This is a genomic window from Sporomusa intestinalis (genome assembly GCF_055383785.1).
The window spans coordinates 198,021-223,222 of sequence record NZ_AP042390.1 but is presented as its reverse complement, the minus strand read 5'-3'; the positions used below and the strand labels follow the sequence as shown (position 1 = coordinate 223,222).

Sequence of the window (25,202 nt, the reverse complement as noted above, 5' to 3'; positions counted from 1 at the left end):
ATACAAGCCATCCAATCTGTAAAGCTACCGGACAAGCCTCCATTGGATTAATATCACTGCTAAAACAGGTAATAACGCCTATAACAAAAGTCAAATAAAGTCAAAAAGTCAGTAAAGGTGAGTATCCCTGCGCCTGCTCGCACTAACAGGCAAAAAATCAGCCGATTAAGCCTAAAATCAACGTACATTGCCTTTAATCCGACTCCTATTAATAACATTTTTCTGCTAATATTTAACTGTAAGCTTATTTTAGCACATAATCCTTGCAGTAACTTCAAATAATTTTTTCAGGGAGGGATAATATAATGAACAGTGAAAAATATACCCAGAAAGCTGCGGCGGCCCTGCAGGAAGCGCAGCAGCTGGCCGCCCTGCACTACCATCAGGAGCTAACCGCCAAACACCTGGCACTGGCTCTTGTCAAGGATGCCGAGGGTATTATGGCTTATCTCCTGGCACAGCTGGCCGTCGACATCCGGCTGTTTACCGTTAAACTTGAGCAGTTGCTGCAGACCATTCCCGCGGTCCGGGGGCAGGACAGCGGACTGCGCATGAATACCGCCATGGTGCGGGTACTGGCGTTAGCCGAAAAACATGCCCAAACTATGAAAGACGATTATATCAGTGTCGAACATTTGTTTATGGCCATCACGGATGACGGTGATGCCGACCTGGTAAAAGTATGCCGCGATTTCGGCCTGACGAAAAACCGGATTCAGGAGATTATCACTGAGTTCCGGCGCGGGCAAACAATCACCACCGATAACCCTGACGAAAACCTGCAGGCCCTGGCTAAATATGGCCGGGATCTGACGGAACTGGCCTGCCAAGGCAAGCTCGACCCGGTAATCGGCCGGGACGAGGAAATCCGCCGGGTTATTGAAATTTTATCCCGCCGCACAAAAAATAATCCGGTGCTGATTGGCGAGCCCGGGGTTGGCAAAACAGCAATTGTTGAAGGCCTGGCCAGGCGCATTGTTGCCGGCGACATACCGGAAACCTTAAAGAATAAAGCCGTGTATTCCCTCGATCTGGGGGCCATGCTCGCCGGGGCCAAATACCGCGGCGAATTTGAAGAACGGCTGAAGACAGTATTAAGTGAAATCTCCAAATCCGAAGGCAAAATCATATTGTTTATCGATGAGCTGCATACCGTGGTGGGGGCCGGGGCCGCGGAAGGAGCCATGGATGCCGGCAATATCCTCAAGCCAATGCTGGCCAGGGGCGAACTCCGGTGCATCGGCGCAACCACGCTGAATGAATATCGCAAGCATATTGAAAAAGACACGGCCCTGGAACGGCGCTTCCAGCCGGTTATGGTAAACCAGCCCAACATCGAGGACACGATTTCAATTTTGCGCGGGCTAAGAGAGCGTTACGAGGTCCACCATGGCGTAAAGATAAAAGACGCCGCCCTTGTCGCCGCCGCGGTTCTGTCCGACCGGTATATTTCCGACCGCTTTTTGCCGGATAAGGCGATTGACCTGATTGACGAAGCGGCGGCCAAGCTGCGTACCGAGATCGATTCCATGCCGACAGAGCTGGATGAGACCTTGCGGCGGGTTATGCAGCTGGAAATTGAGGAACAGGCCCTGAAAAAAGAAACCGACTCTTCTTCCAAAGACAAACTTGGCCGCCTCGGCCAGGAGCTGGCCGCCCTCAAAGAGCAGGCCGAGTCCCTAAAAGCGCAGTGGCAGCTGGAAAAACAGGCTATCATCCGGCTTAGAGACTTAAAAGAAGAGATTGAAACTGTCCGCACCCAGATGGAAGCCGCCGAGCGGGCCTATGATCTGAACCGGCTGGCCGAACTCAAATATGGACGCTTACCGGAGCTTGAAAAAAAGCTCAAAACCGAAGAAGAACAGCTCACCCATAACCGCACCCATAAAACCATGCTCAAGGAAGAGGTCGATGAGGATGACATCGCCAAGGTAGTCAGCCGCTGGACAGGTGTACCTGTAACCAAACTGATGACGGGCGAAAGGGAGAAACTGGTCAACCTGGAAGACATCCTCCATCAGCGGGTCGTCGGTCAGGAAGCCGCGGTCACAGCCATCAGCGAAGCCATTATCAGAGCCCGGGCCGGTATCAAAGACCCGAGCCGGCCTATCGGTTCCTTTATCTTCCTGGGTCCGACCGGGGTCGGCAAGACCGAACTGGCTAAAACCCTGGCCGAGGTACTGTTTGATGATGAACGCAGTATGATCCGGCTAGACATGAGTGAATATATGGAGAAACATGCCGTCGCCCGTCTGATTGGCGCCCCGCCCGGTTATATCGGTCATGATGAGGGGGGCCAATTGACGGAAGCTGTCCGCCGCCGCCCTTACAGTGTCCTGCTGCTGGATGAAATTGAAAAAGCCCATCCTGATGTGTTTAACGTCCTGCTGCAAATTCTGGACGATGGCCGTCTTACCGACAGCAAGGGCCGCACGGTTGATTTTAAAAATACGGTGATCATCATGACCTCCAATATCGGTTCCCATGAAATTTTAAACAGCGATTTTGCCACCGCCAAAGATCGGGTGCTGGATTTACTGAAACACAACTTCCGGCCTGAGTTCTTAAACCGCATTGACGATATCATCGTCTTTAATGCCCTCACCGCCGGGCAGGTCGGTGCCATTGCCGCCATCATGCTGGAAACCCTCAACAAACGCCTGCAAAAACAATTGAGCATTACTTTGACCTGGGATAACAGCGCCCTGGAACTATTATCAAGAGAGGGCTATGACCCGCAATTCGGCGCCAGACCGCTGAAACGTTTAATCAGCCGCCTGGTTGAGACCGAATTGAGCAAAATGATCATCAGGGGCGAAGTACCGGAGGGCAGCAAAGTACAACTAAACGCCCCCGCCGGCAAACTATCCATAACAGTCCGTACCTAACCCCTTGCTGCTGAAAATAATGAGTTCGTAAAATCCCCGCTTGCCGGGGATTTTTTTTCTAGGACCTCGGCACTAGCATCCATGACTTAAGGCTGATTGTAATTCGCCAGGATCAACTTTATACTTATATTGCCATGATTTTTACTGAAAAGGGGGTTGGGAGTATGTCAACAAGGATGATCAGCGTCAATGAGTTAGTTTCCGGGATGGTTATCGGTGAACCGGTCCTGTCAGCCAGCGGCAAGACCTTACTGGGGAAAGACATTGTTGTCAACCCCCGCATCATCTCCCTGCTGCTCATGTGGGATGTTCACAGCATTATTATTATCGATGAAACAGCCGGGCAGGAAACGGAAAGCCCGCAGGAATCGCCGCCGCCGGTTGCCCAGCCAAGCAGTCTGACGGCAGACTTTATTGCCTTTTTTAAAGAATATGACAGTGTGATGACAGGTGCTGCCCATTCTTTTGATTTTATTAGAAATAACAATCAGATTCCGGTACAGGAACTTAAGGATACTTCGTTCAGCATCTACTCGGCTGTGCTTTCCACCGGACCGGCAATTATGGATTACCTGCTGGTCAGCGATTATAATCTGGCCGACAAAGTGGCCCGCCATTCGGTCATGGTGGCTTTTATCAGCAGCATTATCGGGCGGAAGCTGAGAATGACCGACGACCAAATCCACGTGTTAATTCTGGCGGCCTTGCTGCATGATGTGGGAAAGCTGGTCATTGCCAAAGAGGCCGATGCTCATCCCAATTCCCATATCATAACCGGCGGCAAACTGCTCCAGCATGTTCCTGCAATACCCCAGGAGGTCATGCTGAGTGTTTTGCAGCATCATGAATACATGGACGGCAGCGGGCGCCCCTTGGGGACAACCGGGGATAAGATCCACCTCTATGCCAGAATCATTGCTGTTGCCGATTTCTTCCACCAGCGGTCTTATACCGGCGTCCATGCCAATCCTTTCCCGGTTTTGGAAGCCATGGCCAAGGAGATGTTCGGCAAACTTGACCAGGGTGTGTGCCAGCCCTTTATCCGGCACATTCGCGATTGCCTGATAAACTCGCCTGTGCTTTTAAGCAATGAGAGCACAGGCCAGGTTATTTTCTTCAATGCCAACAAGCTTGACAGGCCGGTAATTAAAACAGCTGACGGCACAATCATTGATCTTGCCGCTACCCGGAATGTGGCTATTAAACACCTGATCAATCAGGAATATTTAAGTAACGCCAACTAATGCAGGGACCGGTGTAAATACTCGCACTAACAACAGGTCTGTTCTGACGCAATGATTCAGAACAGACCTGTTTGCTTTATGCCTGTTTGCGGTTGTCCACCACACGTTTGGCTTTGCCTTCGCTGCGCTCAATCGTGTGCGGCAGCACCAGCCGCACGATGGCCTTGATATTCAGTACCGCTTTTAACTGGTTTTGAATTATTTTTTCCAGGCTGCGCAGCCCGGTATCTCCCAACTCTGCATAACCGGCTTCCGTGGGCTCCACCAGCACAGTCAGCTCATCCAGATTGTTTTTCCGCTCAATAATCAGTTGATAATGGGGGGCGGTAGCGCCCATTTCCAGCAAAACACTCTCAATCTGAGACGGAAAAACATTAACGCCGCGAATAATCAGCATATCATCACTGCGGCCTGTAACCCGCTGCATAGTCACACCGGTCCGGCCACAGGCACACCGATTGCGGCTGAGGGAAGTAAGGTCGCGGGTACGGTACCGCAGCATCGGCATTCCTTCTTTAGTTAATGTAGTGATCACCAGCTCCCCGACCTGGCCGTCAGGGAGGGGCTCAGCGGTAACAGGGTCAATGATTTCCGGGTAAAACAGATCCTCATGCAGATGAAGCCCGGTCTGCAAGCGGCAGTCTGTGGCCACACCGGGGCCGATAATCTCACTTAGACCATACACATCATAGGTAGTGGCGCCAAACGTTTTTTCAATCTCCAGCCGCATACCATCCGACCAGGCTTCAGCCCCGCAAAATATTGATTTTAAAGCCAGGCTGCGGGGATCAATTCCCCTGGCCTGCACCGCTTCGGCCAAATGCAGGGCATAAGATGGCGTAATAATAATTGCCGTCACCCCAAAGTCCTGCATCAGCATCGCCTGGCGGACAGGATTGCCGGAGGAGGCCGGTACGATGGCGGCCCCCGCCTTCTCGGCCGCATAATGCATCCCCAGGCCGCCGGTAAACATACCGTAGTTGACAGCAACCTGAAACACCGAATCAGGCTCCAGTCCACCGGCTACCAGCGTTCTGGCCAGAGATTCGGCCCACATGTCCACATCCTTTTGCGTATAAGCAACAGCAGTTGGCCGGCCGGTGGTGCCGCTGGATGAATGAAACCTGACGATTTGCCGGCGCGGGACGGCCAGAAGCCCATAGGGATAATTATCCCGCATATCCTGTTTAGTCATCAGCGGCAATTTGGTAATATCCGCCAGCGATCCGATGTCAGCCGGCCTTACGCCGGCCGCTTCCATTTTGTGCCGGTAAAAAGGCACATTGCGGTATACTCTGTCCACAAGCTCCTGCAGGCGCCCCAGCTGCAACTGCCGCATAGCGGCCACAGGCATTGTTTCCATTTCTTGATTCCAGATGGTCATTTACCGATTTACCCCCGTTTCCTTGGTTTTGCCGGTCAGCCCGCCCAGCAGGGCAGACACCGGGTAATAAAGCGCCTGCGCAATAACCGTGTTGGCTGCCGCCACAGTCAGCACCACCGGCAGCATCCCGTACAGATAGACCGGAAGCGGCAGACCCAGAATAAATTTGGCCAGGGTCGTAAAAGTCAGGCCGCTGGCCAGAGTCCCGCCGACAGTTCCCAGCGCCGGCCGCAAATCCAGCCGGCCTGCTTTCATATTAACCGGCAGGCTGACGATACAGGCACAAACCAGGGCGCCAATCGGCTCACTGATCAGATTGCCATAAGGAAAAACTGATTTTGACGTAGCCAGGCACAAGGCGCCGGCCACCAGCCCAATGCTCATTGCCCGCCCAAAGGATGGCCGGAACAACACAATAGCCAGACAGTACATGGCAATGATCCAGTTCGGCGAAACCCCGGCAATACTGGGGCTTATCAGCCTGAGTATCGCCCCGATGGCCAGCAGCATGGCCGTTACCGCCGCCCACCGGAACTGCCCTTCCCGGCCGGTTGTGACCGTAACCATTTCGGTCTGTTTGTTTTCCATCAGTGCATATCCTCCTCGTAAAAAATATAAAACCCCGTCCCTTTGCTCATGTGTCAACATGAGCAAAGGGACGGGGAATAACCCGCGGTGCCACCCTCATTGGCCATGACAGGCATGGCCCGGCTTACTAAGTACAGGATAAGCATCCGATACCCGCTTCCTGGTAACGGCGGAAGAACACCCGACAGCGCCTACCCCGCCACTGCGGCTCAGGCTGTATCTCCCAGGCCCATTCAACATACCGGACAGCGCCAAACTCTCACTGGCATTGGCTCGCTGCAGCTTCCTGCACATGTTTACTATTCCTGGTCATCGATGCATGTTTTTTTCGTATATTGTATATAGCATACCAAGGGACAGATACAAATGTCAATAAGGAAAATTCTGCAGGTGTTTTGTTTTTAAGAGCGAACTTCTTTTTTAGCTTGATTAGCCATAAGGAGGTGTTAATTTTTGCCTATACAGGTCCCGCTTCTGTCACTGCTGCTGGCTATTATCTTATTATTCTGTCCGGGCCCGGCAGCGGCCAGCCTGGCAGTATCATTACCGGCCCCGCCTGCCCTGTCGGCCACGGGACTAATGTTGTTCCAACTAAATTATAAAGATGCTGTCGCCATCGCCGTAGAAAGCAGGCAGACCTGTACAGCGGACGCGGGTACTGATCGCCTGGAACCGGCCTACCGGGTAGTGCAGCAAGACAGCGCAGTCGAAATATTTCTGGCTGCCCGGCCGGCAATACCGGAACTGGCAGAGCAGGACACCTTTATCAGCCCCCTGGCTTCTCCCCGGGTACAACAGGTGGCAATCACAGCGACCGCCGCCAATGAGCTGAAGCTAAGGGTTGACTATAACAGCCGGGTCACCAATCTGGAGATTGCCACAGTCAAACGCAAAGCGCGCTTCAATCCGGACAATACAGTAACACTGCGTACCTATCTGGTACTACGGTTTACAGACAACGGCACCATCACTTTGCCTAAAACCATTGTACTAGATCCTGGTCACGGCGGAGCGGATTCAGGCACCACCAGTAACTTTCTCCTGGAAAAGGAGCTGAATCTTGATATTGCCCGCTTAAGCCGCGATGTATTCATCCAATCCGGTTATGACGTATATATGACCCGTACGGATGATTCCCGGCCCAGCTTGCTGGACCGGGCTGACGCCGCCAATATTCTGGATGCTGCTGCCTTAATCTCGGTTCATAATAATGCAGTGTCGGCAGACAGGGCCGCCGTCAAGCTGGAACGGGGCACCACGGCGCTCTATAATAACTCAGCTCCCCGGCCGGCCCAGAACCTGGCCGCCCTGATCGCAGCCAACGTGGCCCAAGCACTGCGGATTCCGCAAGCGCCCTTGCAGGACCGGCCGGGGCTGGTTTTACTAAACGCAACCTGGGTACCGGCGGTCATTGCGGAAATCTCCATGCTGCCCCACCCGCAGGATGCAAAAATGATATCCCAGCGGGTATACCGCCTGGAGGCCGCGAAAGCGATTGTTCAGGCAACAGATGTTTATTTTAACCGGCGGCCCTTTCCCCGTCCGGCACCGGCCCCGGCAGTCGCGTCCGGCCAGCGCCGGGCGCTGGCACCTGCCCGCAAGACCCTGTATTACCTGGCGTTAGCCCCTGATCCCCGCACCGGCAGCAGGGAGAACATTCACCGCCTTACCCCCGGCGCTGCCGCTCCCATTGTACTTAGCAGCGACGAAGCCTGGAACCTAAATATTTCCGGGAAATATTTATATTACAGCAATTGGTCTGACGAACACCGCCTTTACCGGTTGAGCATTGACGGCACAGACAAAAAAAGGCTCGGCGACGCCCCTGCCCGGCAGGTAACACTGGCCGGTAACTGGCTTGTTTATACCCAAGGGGGCAGCCGCCATCTTGCACCGGCTAATATGATTTATAAAACCTCATTGGACGGCCAGGTAACGCAACAGTTAAATTACGACCCGTCAGAAAACCTCTGCCTGGCAAACGACTGGGTATATTATCTCAATGCCGCCGATAATTATAGAATATATAAAGTAAAGCTTGACGGCAGCGGACGCAGTAAAGTGGGTGATGACCGGGCCATCAGTATGGCAGTTGCCGGCAATACTGTCTATTACAGCAATTATGATGACGGGCAAAAGCTGTATGCCATTGGCGCCGAAGGCCAAAATCGCACGAAGCTCACCGATGACAAAGCCGGATTTATCGCCACTGCCGGCAACGATATTTACTATACCAGCACCGCCGCCAATCATGCCTTATACCGGCTGAATAGGATTACAAAAAAACGAAAATTGATCTGTGATCTGGGAATTGGACCGCAGCCGGTCAGGATTGTCAATAAGACGCTTTATTATCATCACCTGTTTTTCAGGCTATGAGGAGGAATCACTGATGTCTTGTGCCCGTGTATGTAAATATCTGTGCGTAATACTGGCAGGCATAACCCTGGCGGCTGCCAGCACCCCGCCATCGGTTATGGCCGGCCAGACCGCAGCCCCACCCGGCTATTTTGCGCTTTGGGCCTATCAACAGCCGGCCAACCCCACAGCCCTTGATAACCAACTGCTTGCGGTTATGGCGGAGTATCGTGTTGTCGGCCTGTCAGCTGCCGTATATCGCGACAATAAGCTAATCTGGAGCGGCGGGTACGGCTGGGCTGATCTTAACACAGGCCGGACAGTAACGCCTGCTACCTTATTCAGGGTGGCGTCTCTTTCCAAACTGGTAACAGCAACAGCACTCATGCAGTTATACGAGCAGGGTAAATTCGGTCTTGATGACGATATCGGCAGCTATCTTGGCTATCAGGTAAGAAACCCTTACCACCCAACTGTAAAAATCACCTTTCGCCAACTCCTGAATCACACCTCAAGTATAGTCGACAGCGGGGCTTATGATGCTATTGTCGAGTCAGATCCTGCTCTGCTGCAGGCACTGGATATTAAAGACCTGCTTGTCCCCGGGGGACGGTATTATAACCCGGCCACGTTTGCGCCGCAGGCTCCCGGCACCTGCTTTAATTATTCCAATTTCGGCACCGGCATTGCCGGCTCGCTGGTCGAGAAGATTTCCGGTCTGCCCTTTGACGAGTATTGCCGCACCTTCCTATTTAAGCCGCTCGGCATGGATGCCAGCTTTGAACCGGCTGACATTAACAACTGGCAGAGCATAGCTACCCTCTACAGACCGGACGGGCAGTTTACTCATTTCCGGCCTACCAAAGATGTGTATACCGGCAGCAAACCCGCACCAGCAGCCGTTGCTGCCCCGCTGGGCAGTGCGCTCGGCCGGTCCCCGGCCGGGGGATTACGTACCAGCGCCACTGACTTTGCCAAGTTTATGCAAGCGCATATGAATGGCGGTGCCTATAACCGGATCCGGATCCTCAAGGCCGATACAGCCGATCTCATGCATAGCCTGCAATGGTCTGGCTACAGTATGGACGGATTTTATAAACAAAAAGGACTAAACTTTCATATTACCGATGATTTAGTGCCAGGCAGGCGCCTGATCGGCCATTCGGGTGAAGCCTACGGGCTGTCAGGTGATGCCTATTACGATCCGGACAGCAAATTAGGCTTCGTGTTTCTGATGAATGGGGCTAAATTAAATAATGCCGCTCCCTTTTACGGCGTCGAAACTGCCATTGCCAAAACCTTATTTGCCGCCTTTGCCCCTAACGCGGTTAATATAAGCCGGGAGCTAAGAGTTAAAGCCAACGCTGATTTTATTACAGTCAACGGCCGTAAAATCCTGCTGCCGGCCCCGGCTGCCATTGCCGGATCTGGAAATTCTCTGCACCTTTTTCTGCCGGCCGTCTCAACAGCCGATGCGCTGGCCGCCGGCATTAACCAGCAAGGCGATACGGTAACCTTTACCCATGGTCAAAAAAAAGCCGTCCTGACGGCAGGAGATACCCAAATGAGCGTAAACGGCGAAACACTGCTGCTGCCGCACGCCCCCTATAGGCAAAACGGGCAGCTATTTATCCCTGTCCGGGAGCTGGCTGCCGCCCTTGAAATTGACGCCAGGCTGCAGCTATAACATAAGCTGGTGCTCAAACTCGGTGAACAGATATAATACACCGCCAGCCGCTACCGCTAGCTTTTTGAGAAAACCGGCATCATCAGCCAGCCCTATACATAAAAAACTGTGAGAATACTGTTTAACCTCTATGGCTGCAGTCAGCGCCTCAAGCAGCGGATTGGCTGCTTCTTCATAGCTCCGGCCGGATATACCAGCGGTAATAAGTACCAGCAGTGGCCGTTCAAGCTGTTTTTCCTGGCAGTATCCCCGTGAGTAGCGCAGCCCCAGTGCCAAAGGTGCCACGCCATACGGGGCAATGGAGTCAAAAGCAAGTAACACAGCCTGCCGGCTGGCAGCAAACGGTTTGATCACCTCCGCCCAGTTGGCCTGAAAGGTAATTACACTGGCCCGGTTACACCCGCCCCGGAGGATTTCACCCGCCAGGTATTCGGCTGCCGCCGGTTTTGAACCGGCCATACTGCCACTGCTGTCAGTCAGCAGGCAAACATTATCGCTAAAGCAGGGACGCCATACCGCAAACTGCAGATCAGCAGGCCGAATTCGCAACAGGCTGCCATGTTGCTCCGCCAACTGACAAGCGGTAGCCGTGACAGCAGCTGCACCGTCAAGGGCAATTGCCCTTGCACGGTCCGCCCCGGAAATCAACCCGCCTGGCAAATGCCGCTGGTGATGGGCACTACCGCAGCCTATCGCGCCGGCAGTTCCCGCCTGCTTGCCATTGACGGCTTCCCCGCCCCGACTGCAAGTTTGTGCTTCTTCCTGCTGCCCGGTCAGCTGCGAATCGGTCTGACCGGTATAGGGACTCAAATCGGCCTGCGTATCGGCTGAATAAATACAGGTAATTTGTTCATTGCACCGTAATTCGAAACCGCAGGCAAGGATCGCGGTTTCTATAGCAGCAACGATGAAAAATAAGCAGCAGATATGGTCATAAGGTAAATGCAGGGCAAGATGAACATGGTTTTCGTGAACACGGCACAGTGATTCTTTCTGCCCGCCAGTAAGCGTCCCGGTTATCCGCCCCCCGCCTGCGGCTGTCTGAATATCAATTAAATCAGGATTGACTAAGCCGGCAGGGCTGCTTGGGGCTTTCGCACCAGCCAGCTTATGATAGAAATCAACTGCCTGACATACATAGCTGGCCGCCAGCACATGATCAATCATTCCGCACTGATGAAAAATATCCAGATGGCAAATTGCGCCGCTGTCCCGGCGGTGGTAAAATACCTGCCCGGCATCTGCATTCACCATAACCTGCACATGCTCAGGGCTGCGGGCATTAAAGGCATGGACCTTGGTACTGAGAACAGCACATTGCCCCAGGCGCACCCCTTCGCCGGCCTCAAGGGCCTGGATAATAACAGCCCCCGGTTCTGTCAGCCGCGCTAAAGACAAACCGGCAAGATTGACTTCCAGTCGCTCAGACATGGGTGCGGTTATCCCTGGTTACAAGCTGGTCATCAGGCAGGCTGGCAAGCGGGATGGCTGGCTTCGGCGGCGCAATAATTGTCGTCGCCAGCGGGTCTACTATCCGGGCTGCCGCGCCGGCCTCCCCGCCACCTTGAGGCGCAGGCAGGTGACACCGTGTTCTCATTACGGCCGCTAATTGCCTTTTGACAGTTGCCCACAGCAGAACCCAGCAGGAGGTCAGCCGGGCGTTAAGCGTATTGTCCGCTTTTCCCGGCAAGGCTGCAATCACCGGTTGCGCACTGCTTCCGGCCGGAATATCTGCTACAGCCTGATAATTATCCGGCTGGCCCATGGCCACAGTTAAATCAAACCTGTCAGCCAGCGGTTTCCCGACCGGGCTATGCGGGCCCGCAGCCTCTGCCGGCTTGGCTTTTGCCCAGATAGTTACCGCAATCGGCAGCGTTACACCAGGCAGGCCAGGCTCTGCCATTTGGACTTGCCCGGGCCTGGTTCCCATAGCAGGTAATACTACAGCGGCTACTTCCGGGGCCGTATCGGCAAGCCTGTTAATTTCTTCAATAAAAATAATGCCCCGCTGTGCCTGGGGAATGGTGCCAGCTAAAAGTGCCGCCAGTGGATTCTCCGGATCTCGGATAAGCCGCAAGTACCGGCTCATAGTTATTCACCTCCGGATTTTTTTCTTCCCCTGTATTGTTCCCGTAGGGCTGACTTGCATGCAAAAAGACCTCCGCAATAATAGCAATAAACAAACAGCCCTTAGCAGTTATTTGTCAACCTAGCCGTTTGCTAAAGGACTATCCTGTTTTTTGTCAAATATATACAGGCAGACTTTTTAAACTGTTGGCTGCCGATTTTCCGGGCGCTGATATCAACCACGGAAAAGCAGCACTATGGTTTAGGGCCAATGACAATTGAGGGGGAATAGGCGTGAAAAGCTATCAGATGTTCATTAATGGTGAGTTTATTCAAAACCGCTCAGGCAGGATGATTGCTGTAATTAATCCCGCCACAGAACAGGTAATTTCCGAAATTCCCGAAGGTACGCCGGAAGATGTCAATGCGGCCATTCATGCGGCTGAACAGGCACAAAAAGCGTGGGCTAAACTACCAGCAATTGAAAGAGCCAGGTATATCAAGGAAATTGCCCAAAAAGTCCGTGAAAATGCGGAAGAAATCGCCAGGGTTATTGCCGAGGAACAAGGTAAAATTTTGCCGCTGGCGCGGATTGAAGCCAACTTTACTGCCGATTATATGGATTATATGGCTGAGTTTGCCCGCCGCTATGAGGGCGAGATCATACAGAGTGACCGGCCTAATGAAAATATTTTTTTATTTAAAATGCCAATCGGTGTTATTGCCGGCATACTGCCCTGGAACTTTCCTTTTTTCCTAATTGCCCGGAAAATGGCGCCGGCCCTGGTAACAGGTAATACTATCGTGGTAAAACCAAGTAGCGAAACACCAAATAACGCGTTTGAATTTGCTAAAATTGTTGCTCAAACCGCGCTGCCAAAAGGGGTGTTCAACCTGGTTTCAGGAGCAGGAGCCGTTGTTGGCAATGCTCTTGCCGGTCATCCAAAAGTAGGTATGGTTAGTTTCACCGGCAGCGTTGACGGCGGCATTGCTATTATGCGGGCGGCAGCGGAAAATGTCACTAAGGTTTCTTTGGAGCTCGGAGGCAAGGCACCTGCGATTGTAATGCCTGATGCCGATCTTGATTTGGCCGCGGCCAGCATTCGCGATTCCCGTATTATTAATAGCGGCCAGGTATGCAACTGCGCCGAAAGAGTATATGTCCATGAATCAGTGGCCGACCAGTTTACTGAAAAGATAACAGCCGCTATGCGAAATACTACCTATGGCAATCCGCTCACTCAGCCAGATATTGACATGGGGCCACTGGTCAGCAAAACGCAGCTCGAACTTGTGGAAGCCGCTGTCAAACGGGCTCTGGCTGATGGAGCCCAGCTGGTCCTAGGGGGTAAACGGGCGCCAGCCAAAGAAGGGTTTTATTTTGAGCCTACCGTCCTTACGCACTGCCAACAACACACTGCGATTATGCAAAAAGAAGTTTTCGGTCCAGTATTACCAATTGCCACATTTAAAGATCTGGATGAGGCGCTTGCGTTAGCTAATGATTGTGAATACGGACTGACCTCGTCCATCTATACCAGGAGCCTTGATGTGGCCATGCGGGCCTGCAGGGAAATCAAGTTTGGCGAGACCTATGTTAACAGAGAAAACTTTGAAGCTATGCAAGGGTTCCATGCTGGCTGGCGCAAATCCGGAATTGGCGGTGCGGACGGTAAGCATGGCCTTGAAGAATATCTGCAAACCCATGTAGTATATATGCAGTATAACCAACATATAAAATAATCCGGACTGCGTCAAAAAAATCCAGCCCGGCCCAAAAACGGGAATGCCTCAGCTTACGCTTGGGGCATTCCCGTCTTTTTGGGCATTCGGTACTCTTTTTAAGAAAACTGCGAGGATGCTTAAAATAGAGTGAGGTAAAATCAAAAGGACTTACCAGTATCTGGCAAGTCCTTCCATCCAAAATGCCGTTCCTTTATATGTCCAAACCTGCACCCGGCAGGTGGGTATCCTGAGATCTGTTTTTGCCTTCCACACAGAGATGGCCCGGCAGCCGCACACCATTGAATTCCCTTATTATCAAAGTAGGTTGGACATATTCAAGTCGACGCTCATCCTAGATTACTTACATTTTAACATATTATTGAGCCGAGAGCAATCCTGGCTACCCCCATTACTGCCAGAACTGCCATTTTATAAAATTATATCCCACCGTTCCTCCTGCAGCCCATTCTTCCACGTATCATTCCCGACCCGCTGCGTAGGCGTAAAGCCAAAACTTTTATATAAATGGCAGGCTGCTTCCAGGCCTTGGAAGGTCCATAATATCATTTTTTTATATTTTTTCTCCCGGGCATAGTCCATGACAGCCTGCAGCAAACGCCGTCCGAGGCCAAGGCCGCGGAATTCGGGCTCAATCAGAAACCATCTTAACTGAGCCGTTTCCTCGCCCAAATCAACCAGACCGACAAAACCGGCAATCTTGTCGTTAACCTGGGCCACCCAGATTGCACCGGCTTGCCGGTCTTCGGCATATTGTAAAAGGCTTGCCAGCACATACTGCTCAAATACCGCCGGCTCTAAATTATATTCCTGGTGATAAAGCACACAATGCCTGTAGGCAATATAGCCTAAGTCTCCCGGCTGCCCGGCCCGGATGGTAATGGCCGGCGCACTGTCATGAGCAAGGATCTTGCGCACCCGGCTCAACAGGTTGATCAGCTCCTGCTGCTGAGGTAACGGCAACTCCGCCAGGATACGGCCAATCTGCTGCGTCGATGCTTCGGCCAGCTTGCTGAATGTTTCCTGCCCCTGCGCTGTTAATGATAAAACCTGGGCCCGGCCGTCAGCCGGCGACCGGGACTTGACAACTAATTTTTCTGCTATCAACCGGGTCAGGATGCGGCTCAGATAGCCGGGATCCATCTGCAGCAGCCTGGTTAACTCACTTGCCGTACATTGACCCGCCTTGTCCACCTCAAGCAAAACCCTGGCCTCAGCCAGAGAATAGGGGCTGTCTAATATATTCTTATTAACCAGTCCAATAAAACGGGTATAAAACCGATTAAACTCACGGACTACATTGGCCATATTTCTCATGCGTTCATCCATAAAAACCCCCCTCGCAATCTCTTCAGTATAAAGTATTAGTAATAATATAATAAAAATAATTGACTAAGTCAACTTTTTTTATAAATGAGACAGACAAACCAATGCTGCGTCTTTAACTGTAGCGTATTTCGAAAAAACTGATTTTTTCGAGCATGAGCCTATCAATTCATGTATATTGAATACATATAAATCCAGAAAAGGATAATTTTATTTAATAGAGAATAAATATAAACAAATAAAAATTATATAAAGGAGGGTTACTAATGGCCGATATTTTTTACAAATGCGTGGAGTGTGGCTGGATTCTTGAGGCCGCGGAAGGAAAAAAGCCGGAAACCTGCGAAAAATGCGGCGGTAACGCTACTATTATCGCAGTAGCTCAACAGCCCGGGCAGTTTGGCTGTGTCGGTAAATAGACAGGGCGTCCTCACCTGATCCTTTGTTGCCAAAGGATCAGTTTTTTTTTACTGCCTGTCAACCCTTTTGACATATTCTGCAAACCGGGTTATAATGAATTAATTTAATATTCTCTGAAGGGGAGTAGCTTTACAGATAGTATCAACAGCATGGCTGTACAGCCTGGTATTATCGTTGGGTAACCAATAAGCCAGACCTTTAGTATGGTGTTCACCGTACTAAGGGTCTTAACTATTCCCGTACACGGAAATGACCTAAGGTGCAAAAGCGGCTTTGTACCTTAGGTCATTGTCTATTTAACAGAAAACCATTAATAAGGAGGCTGTTTTTATGAAATGTCAACGCTGCCAGAACGAATTACATCCCCATTACAACTTCTGTCCGGTATGCGGCTCACAGGCGAAACCTGCCTGCAGCCATTGCCGGAAAGATGTAAATGCCGACTGGGTTAATTGTCCCTTCTGCGGCGCTAATCTAAAGGCTCCGCCAATCCCTCCCGCCGGCCACTCGCCGGTTTTGCCCCCGCCGCAATACAGCAAACCGCGCTATCATGACAGAAGTAACTCCTCCGGTAATTATCATCGCCGCAAGAAAGGCTTCCTTGACCGTTTTTTTTCCTAAAATCACTGTCGCCGGTAAATAACTATTCCATCGAGGCTCCGCTTGGCGCTGGCAGTTACGGCAGCGTCGTCAAGGCGAGCAAGCAGGGCTGCTATTATGCGCTGAAATTTATGCATGGCTATCCGTCATACTGTCAGCCGCCGACCACCGAACAAATACAGCTCTTTTGGCATGAGCAGGAGATTCTCCGGTCAATAAGCAATCCCCGGATTCCCCAATGGATAGATGTATTTGCGTTTAATGATATCCTGTTTATGGTACAGGAATATATTCCCGGCTTGCCTTTAAGCACGCATATTATGCGGGGCCGGGTTTTTACGGAGGCCGAAATAAAGAACCTCCTCCAGCAATTACTGGAAATTTTACTCTATCTCCACACCCCTGGCCGGAACAAACCCCTAATCCTCCATCGCGATCTGCGGCTGTCAAACCTTATTCTTAACCGAAAAAAGCTGCATCTGATTGATTTTGGGCTTGCTGTCAGGCCACAGCATTGGCCTGATCTCACCCTGCCGGCACCGCCTGCTGCCAAAGCCTCAGCCTCTGCCGGCAGTTATATGATGCGCCGGCGGGCCTTCGCCCCGGCCAGTGATCTGTTTGGAGCCGGCCTGGTCGCCGCTGACCTGATGGATAGCCGCCTGCCGGCAGTCAGGGCGGGCCAACCCGTTTGTACCGATGATTTTTCCGAATTCATTGGTAAACTGCTCAAACCCGGCGATGGTTATCCAACAGCAGCAGCAGCATTGGCAGCCCTTCGCAACATCAGACTTTCTTAACTGATCTGATATTTAGCTCAAGGGTAAAAAGCCGGATTTGCATTTCTTAATCTATGCTTATACCCCGGAATAAATTGCATTACCGCAGCAGTTGCGCTGTAAATGCTTTTATTCTGGGGTTGGCGGACGCGAATACTTGCGGTGGTGGCCCCTCCGCCACAATTACGCCTTCATCCATAAACACAACCTTGTTCGCGACCTCCCGGGCAAAGCCCATTTCATGGGTCACCACAACCATGGTTATCCCTTCTTGCGCCAGCCTTTTTAAAGCAAGCAGGACTTCGCCGACAAGTTCCGGATCAAGGGCCGACGTGGGCTCATCCAGTAAAAGCACCGCTGGCTCCATCGCCATCGCCCGGGCTATTGCCACACGCTGTTTTTGTCCGCCCGAAAGTTGTCCTGGATACGCTGCCGCCTTATCTTCAAGTCCCATTTTCGTCAACCAGGACAACCCCTGCCTTTGGGCTTCCTGCCGGGGAATATTCTTGACGGTAAGCAACCCTTCCATAACATTTTCTAACGCAGTTCTATGGGGGAAAAGATTAAATTGCTGGAATACCATACCGGTCCGCTGGCGCAACTGCCGGATCAGCCGGTTGTTGCCGGCAAGGTGATCTACGGCACTGCTAAAGTCGCCTACCCGGATTCGCCCGGCGTCCGGAACCTCTAAATAGTTCAGGCAGCGCAGCAACGTGGTTTTACCTGAGCCGCTAGGCCCGATAATGACACAGACTTCTCCCGCCCGCACCTTCAGGCTCACACTTTTCAGAACACTTGTGCCGCCAAAGTTTTTGTATAAGTCCACAACCTCAATCATCCGGAGCCCCCCGGTATCTCAAGCTTTCTCTCCAGCCATTCCTGAACCCAGCCCATAACAATAACCATTACCCAGTAAAACATCGCCAAGGTAATAAAATACGGCATAAAAACAAACTGGGCCGCGCTTTGCTCTTCTACCTGGCGGGTTAACTCCGGTACAGTAACGACAGAGGCTAATGATGATGATTTTAAAATATCAATAAGGCAATTCCACAGCGGCGGAATGGATATGCGGGTAGCCTGGGGCAAAACGATTCTTCTCAGTACTTGCGCGTTAGTCATCCCAAGAGACAGGGCGGCCTCCCACTGCCCCCGGCTGATGGACAGGATAGTCGCCCGGAAAATCTCCGAGATATAAGCCCCGAAATGCAAAATCAGGCCAATAAGTGCTGCAGCAAAGGGATCGAGCACGATATGAAACGAGGTTAAACCGAAATATAATATTAGCAGCTGCACAAGCAGCGGTGTCCCGCGAAAAAACGATATATAAACCCTGGCGGCTTGTTCGAATACCTTAACCTTGGATATTCTCATTAATGCGACTACCAGTCCGAGCAAGACTGCGCCGGTCATTGCTGCCACGCTTAAATAAAGAGTGACCAGGGCGCCCTGCCCCAAAACAGGCAGGGAGTCAATGACAATCCCCCATTCTCTACTTACTAACATCTTCCCCAAACCACTTTTTCGATATTTTTAGATAGGTACCATCTGCTTGTATTTCCACAAGCGCTTTATTTACCGCTTCGACAAGCTCGGGAGATCCTTTACGGAATGCAAGCCCTGACTGTTCTACATTAAAGGTTTTGCCTGTGACTTTAAGATTCTGATTGGGATTTTTCAAAAGATACTCGGAGACAAACAGCCGGTCATTCAAGGCCGCTTCGATACGTTTAGCTCCCAGGTCGGCAAAAATTTCGTTGGCCCCTTTATAATACTGAACGTTGGCCCCGGACTTCTTGGCAAGTTCTTCCCAGTTACTGCCCTGCGTTACGCCTACTTTACGCCCTTTGATGTCTTCTATGCTATTGATATCGGTAGTGTCCTTATTGACGATAACCTGAGCGCCGGAAACAGTATAGGGAATTGAAAAGTCGTACTTTTCCAGCCTTTTTTCGTTAATACCTACCTGATTAGCAATAACATCAAACCGCTCCGAATCAAGGCCGGCAAACATTGCCTTCCATTCGGTAGGCACAAATTCCGCCTTAACGCCCAGCCGTTGTGCCACTTCGTTGATGATCTCAACATCAAAACCCTCCAATTCGCCTTTTTCATTTTTAAAGGTGAACGGCGGATAGGTCCCTTCCGTTCCCACCTTTATTGTGCCGCGCTGTTTTATAACATCCAGCAAGGTCTGTTTCTGGGGCTCTGCCACCTTTGCGGGTTGTGTTCCGCAGCCCACCATAAATACCGTAAAAATCAAGGTAATAATCAGGCATAAACTAACTTTTTTCATTATCTAACCTCCTAAAAAATAATACCCACTCTATCACCAATGCTTGCTTATCCCTCCTGTTCTTTATTAACTTGCAAATTAAAGGGTTATTGCACTAAAAAAACCAAAGGGTATGAGAATGCTCCCCTACAGGGAGTTTCTCTTAGCCTTTGGTTTTCCAATTAGCCAAAAATTCATTAAATTATGACACAGCCATTTTTTTTAATATACTATAATTAGCAGGCAACTGTCAATGTCGATTTGACTGCCTCCGGCTTTTATAAGCGGCCCAAACGCCAAACAGCAAACCGGAAGAGACAGACAGCCTATATCTCTTTGGCAAAAACGTACCAGCTTCCATTGACTTCCTTTATTTGGTTGGATATAATTATATTATAATTTAATTATATCCAAGGGGAGTAACCTTTACAGCAAAGTCGTCAGTGCGGTACGATTCCCGGCTTTGTTGGCAACTGTTATGTTGTTGGTAAGACCTTGCCTTTTTTTAAGGCAAGGTCTTTTTATTACCCCCTCGGTATTTATAAAAGTACAGAAGGCATAAGGCAATGGATAAGAAAACCTATACCCCCCAAGGGTATAGCGGCTTTGCCGGTGTCCTAACGGATCCGGCATATGCCAAGTTTCTAAGTCTGCCAGAATTTATAAATAAATTCTGTGGACATAAGAACGACTAGGGCTTCTGCCGGCGTCCTGCAGGACTTGGCACAAGCCAAGTCTTTTCTTAATAAAAAAAGATGAAAGGAAGGTAAACCTGATGAATTTTTCGGGGAGGGTACAAAGTAAAGGCGACACCGGTTATTATACACAAGCGGTGGGATGATGAACTGGAAATGGGCGCGAATAACAGGGTATGTCGGTTTATTACACATCGTCGTTGCTGCATTAGCGCAAATTATCGCCGCTATTGTACCAGACTACCGGAACCTCGAAGAAACTGAGGAGATCGTACGCTGGGGACGGCTTCTCTGGTCCTATGCCATACTTTCCCTGGGTGCATTTTTAAAAAAGAAGACCGGCAAGTGGCTGGAAGCCGTTTGGGGAAGTATTGCCGCCGGCCTGTGCCTTATCCCGGATATCTCCACATTTGTTTTTCTAGGCTATTCTTTCCGGGCCTTTAAGATCCTGGATGAAGAAAAGAGTGTTCCTTTTTGAAAAAACTCTTGGTAAAAGAATAAATCAGAGGGGGAGTTTTATGAAAAAGCGCTGGCATGAATTAACTTCACAGGAAACCACTTCCTTATTGCAATCAGATGCCGCCACAGGCCTATCCACAGCTGCGGCAGCCGAGCGGCTGGCAACTTATGGCTATAACGAACTGAAGGAAAAAGAGCCGGAACCGCTATGGCAAAAATTCATCAATCAATTTAAAGACTTCCTGGTGCTGATTCTTATTGCCGCCAGCCTGATTTCTGTTTTAGTCGGCGAAATCGCAGATTCTATAGTTATTATTGCGATTGTACTGTTGAACGCCTGTCTGGGTGTGTTTCAGGAGGCTAAAGCGGAAAAAGCCCTGGCTGCCCTGAAGGAAATGTCTGCCCCCACTACAAAAGTTTTGCGCGACGGCGAGACTGCCGTACTTCCCTCCAAAGAGCTGGTCCCCGGTGATATGGTCCTCCTGGAGGCCGGGGATTATATTCCGGGAGATCTGCGTATTATAGAATCATTTAATCTCAAAGTGGAAGAGGCGTCTCTCACCGGCGAATCCGTGCCGGTGGACAAAGCCACAGAGACGGTTGCCGCTGATGCCGCTCTGGCCGATCGCCATAATATGGGCTTTATGAGCACGGTTGTTACCTATGGCCGGGGAAAAGGCATCATTGTCGCCACCGGCATGAATACGGAAATCGGTAAAATCGCCGAAATGCTGCAAACTGTCGAAACAGAAAGCTCGCCCCTCCAGAAAAAGCTGGCTGAATTCGGAAAAATGCTCGGTTATCTCTGCTTGATTGTTTGCGCAGCTGTTTTTGCCATGGGCATTTATAACAGCTATAGCGACGGCCTGCTGGAATTCGCCGAGGTGCAGTTGATGCTGATGACTGCGATCAGTCTGGCTGTTGCTGCCATCCCGGAGGGGCTGCCTACGGTTGTTACAATCGTGCTGGCCCTGGGCATGCAGCGTATGGCGAAAAAACGCGCGATCATGAAAAAACTGCATGCCGTGGAAACATTAGGCAGTATTTCTGTGATCTGCTCGGACAAAACAGGTACACTGACGCAGAATCAAATGACTGTGGTCAGATGCTATACATTAGCTAAGATGTACAGTGTCAGTGGCGAAGGCTATTCACCGGCCGGCAGCTTTCAGCGGCAGGAAAATCCGGTGAAGGTTGACGGCGAACAGGATCTAAGCCGGTTGCTGCAGGGGGCGGCACTTTGCAATGATGCCCAGCTTAAGCAAACCACCGATCAGCAAAGCTGGCACATCGTCGGTGATCCGACCGAGGGCGCCCTGGTAGTGGCGGCGGAAAAAGGCGGTTATTCTCGGCCAGTACTGACGGCCAGGTACCCGCGCCTGCAGGAGCTGCCCTTTGATTCTGTCAGAAAAATGATGACCACGTTTCAACAGGTTGACGGCGAATTGCTGGCCTTTACCAAAGGGGCTCCTGATGTATTAATCAGCCGCTGCACGCATATTGTTGTTAATGGCACAGTTCAGCTGTTAACGCCTGAAGCCAAGCTCGAGATTGCCGCCGCCAACCGGGAGATGGCCTCACAGGCCCTGCGGGTCTTGGCCGTGGCCTACCGCCGGTGGGAGGAACTGCCGGCTATGACCGCCCCGTCCACAGTAGAAACTGAGCTGGTTTTCATTGGCCTTCTGGGAATGATTGACCCGCCCCGGGCGGAGGTCCGCGAGGCTGTCGCTATTTGCCGGGACGCGGGCATCCGCCCCATTATGATAACCGGTGATCACCCGGACACAGCCCTGGCCATCGCTAAAGACCTGGGGCTTGCCGCCGGGGATGATCAGGTGATTGTCGGTGCTCAGCTTGATACTCTAAATAAGGCCGATCTGCAGGGGCTTGTTCAGTCGGCCAGCGTATTTGCCCGGGTGTCGCCTGAACACAAGATGTCAATTGTCGAAGCGTTGCGCAGCAATCATCAGATTGTCGCCATGACCGGTGACGGTGTCAATGACGCCCCGGCTTTGAAAAAAGCCGATATTGGTGTTGCCATGGGTATAACAGGCACTGACGTCACGAAAGAAACGGCGGATATGGTAGTAGCTGACGATAATTTTGCCACCATTGTCTCCGCCGTGGAGGAAGGGCGGGTTATCTATGCCAACATCCGTAAATTTGTCTACTTCCTCTTATCCTGTAATGCTGCGGAAATACTGGTTATCTTCTTTGCCATCGCCCTAGGCTGGCCCATTCCCCTGCTCCCCATTCAGCTTTTATGGGTCAATCTGGTTACAGATGCCTTTCCCGCCCTGGCCCTGGGCGTAGAAAAGCGGGAACCCAATGTCATGAATATAAAACCGCGGGACCCGGCTGAACCACTGCTGACCACCAACTTCCAGATTATGATTGCCGTGCAAAGCCTGTCTATGGCTGTTACCGTCTTAGGCGCCTTCTATTATGGCCTGCATGCCTATCATGGCGACTTGGATATAGCCCGGACCTTTGCCTTCATCACCCTGATTACCACCCAGGTGGTTTGTTCTTATGCCGCCCGCTCAGAGCACTATTCAGTATTTCAACTAGGAGTTTTCAGCAACAAATATTTGAATCTCGGCGTATCCGTTTCCCTCCTTTTGCTGTTAGTCTCGGTTTACGGCCCGCTGCACATTGTTTTCAAAACTGTGGAGCCCAGTCTCCACCACTGGCTGCTCTTTCTCCTGCTGACGCCGATTCCTTTTTTCGCTACCGAGCTTACTAAATGGTTTTTACGAAGAAAGCGTAAAATAAGCACCAGCCAGCCGGCCTCGCTGTAGTTTGAAATTAAGGCGGATATTTATTATTATTTATTGAATACTATTAAAGGATATGGTAGAATTATGGTAATTAGCCCGCTTGGGTAAATGCAGAAAAAAATACCAGCCGTTTAGCAGCTACAGTTGTGTTATAAAGAAAGGAGATTGACATTATGCCAAACTTTGCAAATCCGTTTCAGGGGAATGTTAACAGGAAAATAACCCGGGAAGAGCTTCTGCAGGCAATCAGACTAAACATCGCCGGTGAGCTGGAAGCAATTTATGTTTATGATGCGCATGTCCAGGCAACGGACGATCCTGTTGCCAAAAAGGTAATCGGCGATATTCGCGATGAAGAAAAGGCCCATGTCGGGGAACTGATGGCTTTGTTAAAATATCTTGACCCCGAAGAAGCCGACCATTTTGCCGCCGGCGAGGGCGAGGTCCAGGAAATGCTGGAAGAGTTGGGCCTGACCGGTGAATCAACTGCCAATCAGAAGAAAATTATTGCCGCCCAGTCTACGGTAGGCAGTTTAATCCAAAAATAAAGGGGTGTATGGGTATGGAATTTTTGTTACGGGACGACGCTCAGTTCTCTGAAGACCAATGGGAAAAAATTGACGAGGTTGTTGTTAAAACCGCCAAAGCCACGCTAGTCGGACGAAAATTCATAACAATATACGGTCCTCTGGGAGCAGGTACACAAAGCATCCATGTGGATGACTTCGGTACTGCCGGCCAAGGTGAGGTTGGTTTTTTTGGCGATGATGATGATGCAGCCCCGATAAAAACACAGGGCCGCCGGTTTATTGAAATTCCGATGGTCTATAAGGATTTCTTTATCTCCTGGCGGGATATTGAAAACAGCAAACAATTTGGCTTACCGTTAGATCTGGCAAGTACCGCCGGCGCCGCCGCTATCTGTTCCAAAAAAGAAGATGAGTTGATTTTTCAGGGTAATACGGCTCTGGGGTACGAAGGGCTTGCCACTGTCGCCGGCTCAACCAGACTGGCAAAAAAAGACTGGCAAGAGGGAGAAAACTCCTTCAATGATATTGTAAAAGGGCTGGAGATCCTGACAGCCAAGGGCTTTGTCGGTAAGTTTGCCTTAACAGTCAGCCCTGATTTATATATGCAGTTGCAGCGTATCCAGGCCAATACGGGCTTGCTGGAAAGCGACAGGATAAAAAGCCTGCTGGACGGCAATCTGTATCAAACCCCGGTCCTTGGCGCCAATAAGGCGGTGCTGGTCTGCGCCGAACCCCAAAATCTCGACCTGGTAATCGGCCAGGATTTGATTACCGGTTATTTAGGGGCAGAAAAACTAAACCACGCCTTCCGGGTACTGGAGACAATTTTACTGCGTATTAAACGCAAAGATGCGATTGTTGTGTTCGAATAAGCAGTACATATTGAAAAACAAAGAGTCTGGCAGCCAATGGCTTGCCAGGCTCTTGCTTTCTTTGCGGCCTTACGCGGGCAGAGTTATTTTAACTGCTGGGCATTTTTAAAAATATCTTTTAACATTCCATAGAAGCTGTCAAGGCGCTCTTCACTTAGCCCTGCCAATAGCTGTTGCCGCTGCTGGCTGACAATATTGTTCCATTGCGGGTACCGGCTTAGGGCTACGTCAGTCAGAAACACTGTTTTTTCCCGTTTGTTACAGCCTTCCCGCCGTTCTATCAGACCTTTCCGTTCCAGGTTGGACAAGCTCTTAGATATGGCCGGCGGTTCAATATGAAGATAGTTGGCCAAAGCAGTCTGCGACATGGCCCCCTTGGTTTTAACAGTGGTAATAATGGCCCACTCGGAGCTATAAATACCCCACGGTTCCAGTTGTTGGTTCAAGCCCGTAGAAATAATCCGGGTCGTTTGATAGAGCTGGTGAACGATCTTTTCCCTTGTTTCCATA

21 protein-coding genes, 1 other RNA gene and 1 other annotated feature are annotated in these 25,202 nt (G+C 50.9%); of the genes, 12 read left to right on the top strand and 10 right to left on the bottom strand.

The window, feature by feature from the left end; translation table 11 throughout:
- Positions 1-305 precede the first annotated feature (305 nt).
- On the top strand, positions 306-2,888 hold the full coding sequence (gene clpB / locus ACZ481_RS01080) for an ATP-dependent chaperone ClpB (RefSeq protein WP_464768362.1): 2,583 nt from the start codon (positions 306-308) through the stop codon (positions 2,886-2,888).
- A 164-nt stretch (positions 2,889-3,052) separates the two neighbouring features.
- Positions 3,053-4,132 (top strand): HD-GYP domain-containing protein, encoded by a 1,080-nt coding sequence (locus tag ACZ481_RS01075; RefSeq protein ID WP_464768361.1) that lies wholly within the window; start codon positions 3,053-3,055, stop codon positions 4,130-4,132.
- Between the two features lie 76 nt (positions 4,133-4,208).
- On the opposite strand, the gene ACZ481_RS01070 is transcribed toward ACZ481_RS01075, so the two are convergent.
- Positions 4,209-5,516 carry a phenylacetate--CoA ligase family protein gene (locus ACZ481_RS01070; protein WP_464768360.1) on the bottom strand — a complete coding sequence of 436 codons (1,308 nt, stop codon included), beginning with the start codon at positions 5,514-5,516 and terminating at the stop codon, positions 4,209-4,211.
- A complete protein-coding gene (locus ACZ481_RS01065) occupies positions 5,517-6,104 on the bottom strand; it encodes a tryptophan transporter (protein ID WP_464768359.1) in 588 nt (195 codons plus the stop codon).
- Positions 6,105-6,167: 63 nt separating this feature from the next.
- Positions 6,168-6,426, bottom strand: a binding site (T-box leader).
- Between the two features lie 131 nt (positions 6,427-6,557).
- Between ACZ481_RS01065 and ACZ481_RS01060 the strand changes: the two genes are divergently transcribed.
- The gene (locus ACZ481_RS01060; RefSeq protein WP_464768358.1) at positions 6,558-8,483 is read left to right on the top strand and encodes a DUF5050 domain-containing protein; all 1,926 of its coding nucleotides are present in this window, start codon (positions 6,558-6,560) and stop codon (positions 8,481-8,483) included.
- A 13-nt stretch (positions 8,484-8,496) separates the two neighbouring features.
- Positions 8,497-10,149, top strand: a complete 1,653-nt coding sequence (locus ACZ481_RS01055) for a serine hydrolase (RefSeq protein WP_464768357.1) — start codon at positions 8,497-8,499, stop codon at positions 10,147-10,149.
- On the opposite strand, the gene ACZ481_RS01050 is transcribed toward ACZ481_RS01055, so the two are convergent.
- Positions 10,144-11,580 (bottom strand): vWA domain-containing protein, encoded by a 1,437-nt coding sequence (locus ACZ481_RS01050; RefSeq protein WP_464768356.1) that lies wholly within the window; start codon positions 11,578-11,580, stop codon positions 10,144-10,146. The genes ACZ481_RS01055 and ACZ481_RS01050 overlap by 6 nt on opposite strands.
- On the bottom strand, positions 11,573-12,238 hold the full coding sequence (locus tag ACZ481_RS01045) for a hypothetical protein (RefSeq protein WP_464768355.1): 666 nt from the start codon (positions 12,236-12,238) through the stop codon (positions 11,573-11,575). Before ACZ481_RS01045 ends, ACZ481_RS01050 begins: the two co-directional genes overlap by 8 nt.
- Before the next feature lie 272 nt (positions 12,239-12,510).
- On the opposite strand from ACZ481_RS01045, the gene aldA reads away from it, so the two are divergent.
- The gene (aldA, locus tag ACZ481_RS01040; protein WP_464768354.1) at positions 12,511-13,959 is read left to right on the top strand and encodes an aldehyde dehydrogenase; all 1,449 of its coding nucleotides are present in this window, start codon (positions 12,511-12,513) and stop codon (positions 13,957-13,959) included.
- 170 nt (positions 13,960-14,129) lie between these two features.
- Here aldA and ssrS read toward each other — a convergent pair.
- Positions 14,130-14,303: non-coding RNA, 6S RNA (gene ssrS, locus ACZ481_RS01035), on the bottom strand.
- Positions 14,304-14,370: 67 nt separating this feature from the next.
- Positions 14,371-15,288: a bifunctional helix-turn-helix transcriptional regulator/GNAT family N-acetyltransferase gene (locus tag ACZ481_RS01030; protein WP_464768353.1), complete on the bottom strand. Its 918-nt coding sequence runs from the start codon at positions 15,286-15,288 to the stop codon at positions 14,371-14,373.
- Between the two features lie 263 nt (positions 15,289-15,551).
- Between ACZ481_RS01030 and ACZ481_RS01025 the strand changes: the two genes are divergently transcribed.
- From ACZ481_RS01025 to ACZ481_RS01015, 3 genes are all read left to right on the top strand, one after another.
- Entirely contained in the window at positions 15,552-15,704 is a 153-nt protein-coding gene (locus ACZ481_RS01025) for a hypothetical protein (RefSeq protein ID WP_170233376.1), read from the top strand.
- A 331-nt stretch (positions 15,705-16,035) separates the two neighbouring features.
- Positions 16,036-16,326 (top strand): zinc ribbon domain-containing protein, encoded by a 291-nt coding sequence (locus ACZ481_RS01020; RefSeq protein ID WP_464768352.1) that lies wholly within the window; start codon positions 16,036-16,038, stop codon positions 16,324-16,326.
- Between the two features lie 5 nt (positions 16,327-16,331).
- On the top strand, positions 16,332-17,102 hold the full coding sequence (locus ACZ481_RS01015) for a protein kinase domain-containing protein (protein ID WP_464770552.1): 771 nt from the start codon (positions 16,332-16,334) through the stop codon (positions 17,100-17,102).
- A gap of 79 nt (positions 17,103-17,181) precedes the next feature.
- Here ACZ481_RS01015 and ACZ481_RS01010 read toward each other — a convergent pair whose 3' ends face one another.
- Genes ACZ481_RS01010 through ACZ481_RS01000 form a run of 3 tightly spaced genes read right to left on the bottom strand, consistent with a single transcriptional unit; the run spans position 17,182 to position 19,377 of the window.
- A complete protein-coding gene (locus ACZ481_RS01010) occupies positions 17,182-17,919 on the bottom strand; it encodes an amino acid ABC transporter ATP-binding protein (RefSeq protein ID WP_464768351.1) in 738 nt (245 codons plus the stop codon).
- Complete coding sequence (locus ACZ481_RS01005) at positions 17,916-18,587, bottom strand: amino acid ABC transporter permease (RefSeq protein ID WP_464768350.1); 672 nt, start codon at positions 18,585-18,587, stop codon at positions 17,916-17,918. The genes ACZ481_RS01010 and ACZ481_RS01005 overlap by 4 nt, the downstream gene beginning before the upstream one ends.
- Positions 18,574-19,377, bottom strand: coding sequence for a transporter substrate-binding domain-containing protein (locus ACZ481_RS01000; RefSeq protein ID WP_464768349.1), 804 nt, complete (start codon positions 19,375-19,377; stop codon positions 18,574-18,576). The genes ACZ481_RS01005 and ACZ481_RS01000 overlap by 14 nt, the downstream gene beginning before the upstream one ends.
- An 816-nt stretch (positions 19,378-20,193) precedes the next feature.
- On the opposite strand from ACZ481_RS01000, the gene ACZ481_RS00995 reads away from it, so the two are divergent.
- The 4 genes from ACZ481_RS00995 to ACZ481_RS00980 all read left to right on the top strand — a co-directional run bounded on the left by ACZ481_RS00995 (position 20,194) and on the right by ACZ481_RS00980 (position 24,692).
- Complete coding sequence (locus ACZ481_RS00995; RefSeq protein WP_464768348.1) at positions 20,194-20,529, top strand: hypothetical protein; 336 nt, start codon at positions 20,194-20,196, stop codon at positions 20,527-20,529.
- A gap of 40 nt (positions 20,530-20,569) precedes the next feature.
- A complete protein-coding gene (locus ACZ481_RS00990; RefSeq protein ID WP_464768347.1) occupies positions 20,570-23,311 on the top strand; it encodes a cation-translocating P-type ATPase in 2,742 nt (913 codons plus the stop codon).
- Positions 23,312-23,463: 152 nt separating this feature from the next.
- Positions 23,464-23,838, top strand: coding sequence for a demethoxyubiquinone hydroxylase family protein (locus ACZ481_RS00985; RefSeq protein ID WP_464768346.1), 375 nt, complete (start codon positions 23,464-23,466; stop codon positions 23,836-23,838).
- A 14-nt stretch (positions 23,839-23,852) separates the two neighbouring features.
- Positions 23,853-24,692, top strand: coding sequence for a family 1 encapsulin nanocompartment shell protein (locus ACZ481_RS00980; protein ID WP_464768345.1), 840 nt, complete (start codon positions 23,853-23,855; stop codon positions 24,690-24,692).
- Between the two features lie 83 nt (positions 24,693-24,775).
- On the opposite strand, the gene ACZ481_RS00975 is transcribed toward ACZ481_RS00980, so the two are convergent.
- On the bottom strand, positions 24,776-25,201 hold the full coding sequence (locus ACZ481_RS00975; protein WP_464768344.1) for a MarR family winged helix-turn-helix transcriptional regulator: 426 nt from the start codon (positions 25,199-25,201) through the stop codon (positions 24,776-24,778).
- Between the last annotated feature and the right edge of the window lies 1 nt (position 25,202).

Bases quoted from the DNA above. Each gene is read 5' to 3' on its own strand.
- clpB (WP_464768362.1), top strand. From the start codon at position 306: ATGAACAGTGAAAAATATACCCAGAAAGCTGCGGCGGCCCTGCAGGAA.
- ACZ481_RS01075 (WP_464768361.1), top strand. From the start codon at position 3,053: ATGTCAACAAGGATGATCAGCGTCAATGAGTTAGTTTCCGGGATGGTT.
- ACZ481_RS01070 (WP_464768360.1), bottom strand. From the start codon at position 5,516: ATGACCATCTGGAATCAAGAAATGGAAACAATGCCTGTGGCCGCTATG.
- ACZ481_RS01065 (WP_464768359.1), bottom strand. From the start codon at position 6,104: ATGGAAAACAAACAGACCGAAATGGTTACGGTCACAACCGGCCGGGAA.
- ACZ481_RS01055 (WP_464768357.1), top strand. From the start codon at position 8,497: ATGTCTTGTGCCCGTGTATGTAAATATCTGTGCGTAATACTGGCAGGC.
- ACZ481_RS01050 (WP_464768356.1), bottom strand. From the start codon at position 11,580: ATGTCTGAGCGACTGGAAGTCAATCTTGCCGGTTTGTCTTTAGCGCGG.
- ACZ481_RS01045 (WP_464768355.1), bottom strand. From the start codon at position 12,238: ATGAGCCGGTACTTGCGGCTTATCCGAGATCCGGAGAATCCACTGGCG.
- ACZ481_RS01030 (WP_464768353.1), bottom strand. From the start codon at position 15,288: ATGGATGAACGCATGAGAAATATGGCCAATGTAGTCCGTGAGTTTAAT.
- ACZ481_RS01025 (WP_170233376.1), top strand. From the start codon at position 15,552: ATGGCCGATATTTTTTACAAATGCGTGGAGTGTGGCTGGATTCTTGAG.
- ACZ481_RS01020 (WP_464768352.1), top strand. From the start codon at position 16,036: ATGAAATGTCAACGCTGCCAGAACGAATTACATCCCCATTACAACTTC.
- ACZ481_RS01010 (WP_464768351.1), bottom strand. From the start codon at position 17,919: ATGATTGAGGTTGTGGACTTATACAAAAACTTTGGCGGCACAAGTGTT.
- ACZ481_RS01005 (WP_464768350.1), bottom strand. From the start codon at position 18,587: ATGTTAGTAAGTAGAGAATGGGGGATTGTCATTGACTCCCTGCCTGTT.
- ACZ481_RS01000 (WP_464768349.1), bottom strand. From the start codon at position 19,377: ATGAAAAAAGTTAGTTTATGCCTGATTATTACCTTGATTTTTACGGTA.
- ACZ481_RS00995 (WP_464768348.1), top strand. From the start codon at position 20,194: ATGATGAACTGGAAATGGGCGCGAATAACAGGGTATGTCGGTTTATTA.
- ACZ481_RS00990 (WP_464768347.1), top strand. From the start codon at position 20,570: ATGAAAAAGCGCTGGCATGAATTAACTTCACAGGAAACCACTTCCTTA.
- ACZ481_RS00985 (WP_464768346.1), top strand. From the start codon at position 23,464: ATGCCAAACTTTGCAAATCCGTTTCAGGGGAATGTTAACAGGAAAATA.
- ACZ481_RS00980 (WP_464768345.1), top strand. From the start codon at position 23,853: ATGGAATTTTTGTTACGGGACGACGCTCAGTTCTCTGAAGACCAATGG.
- ACZ481_RS00975 (WP_464768344.1), bottom strand. From the start codon at position 25,201: ATGGAAACAAGGGAAAAGATCGTTCACCAGCTCTATCAAACGACCCGG.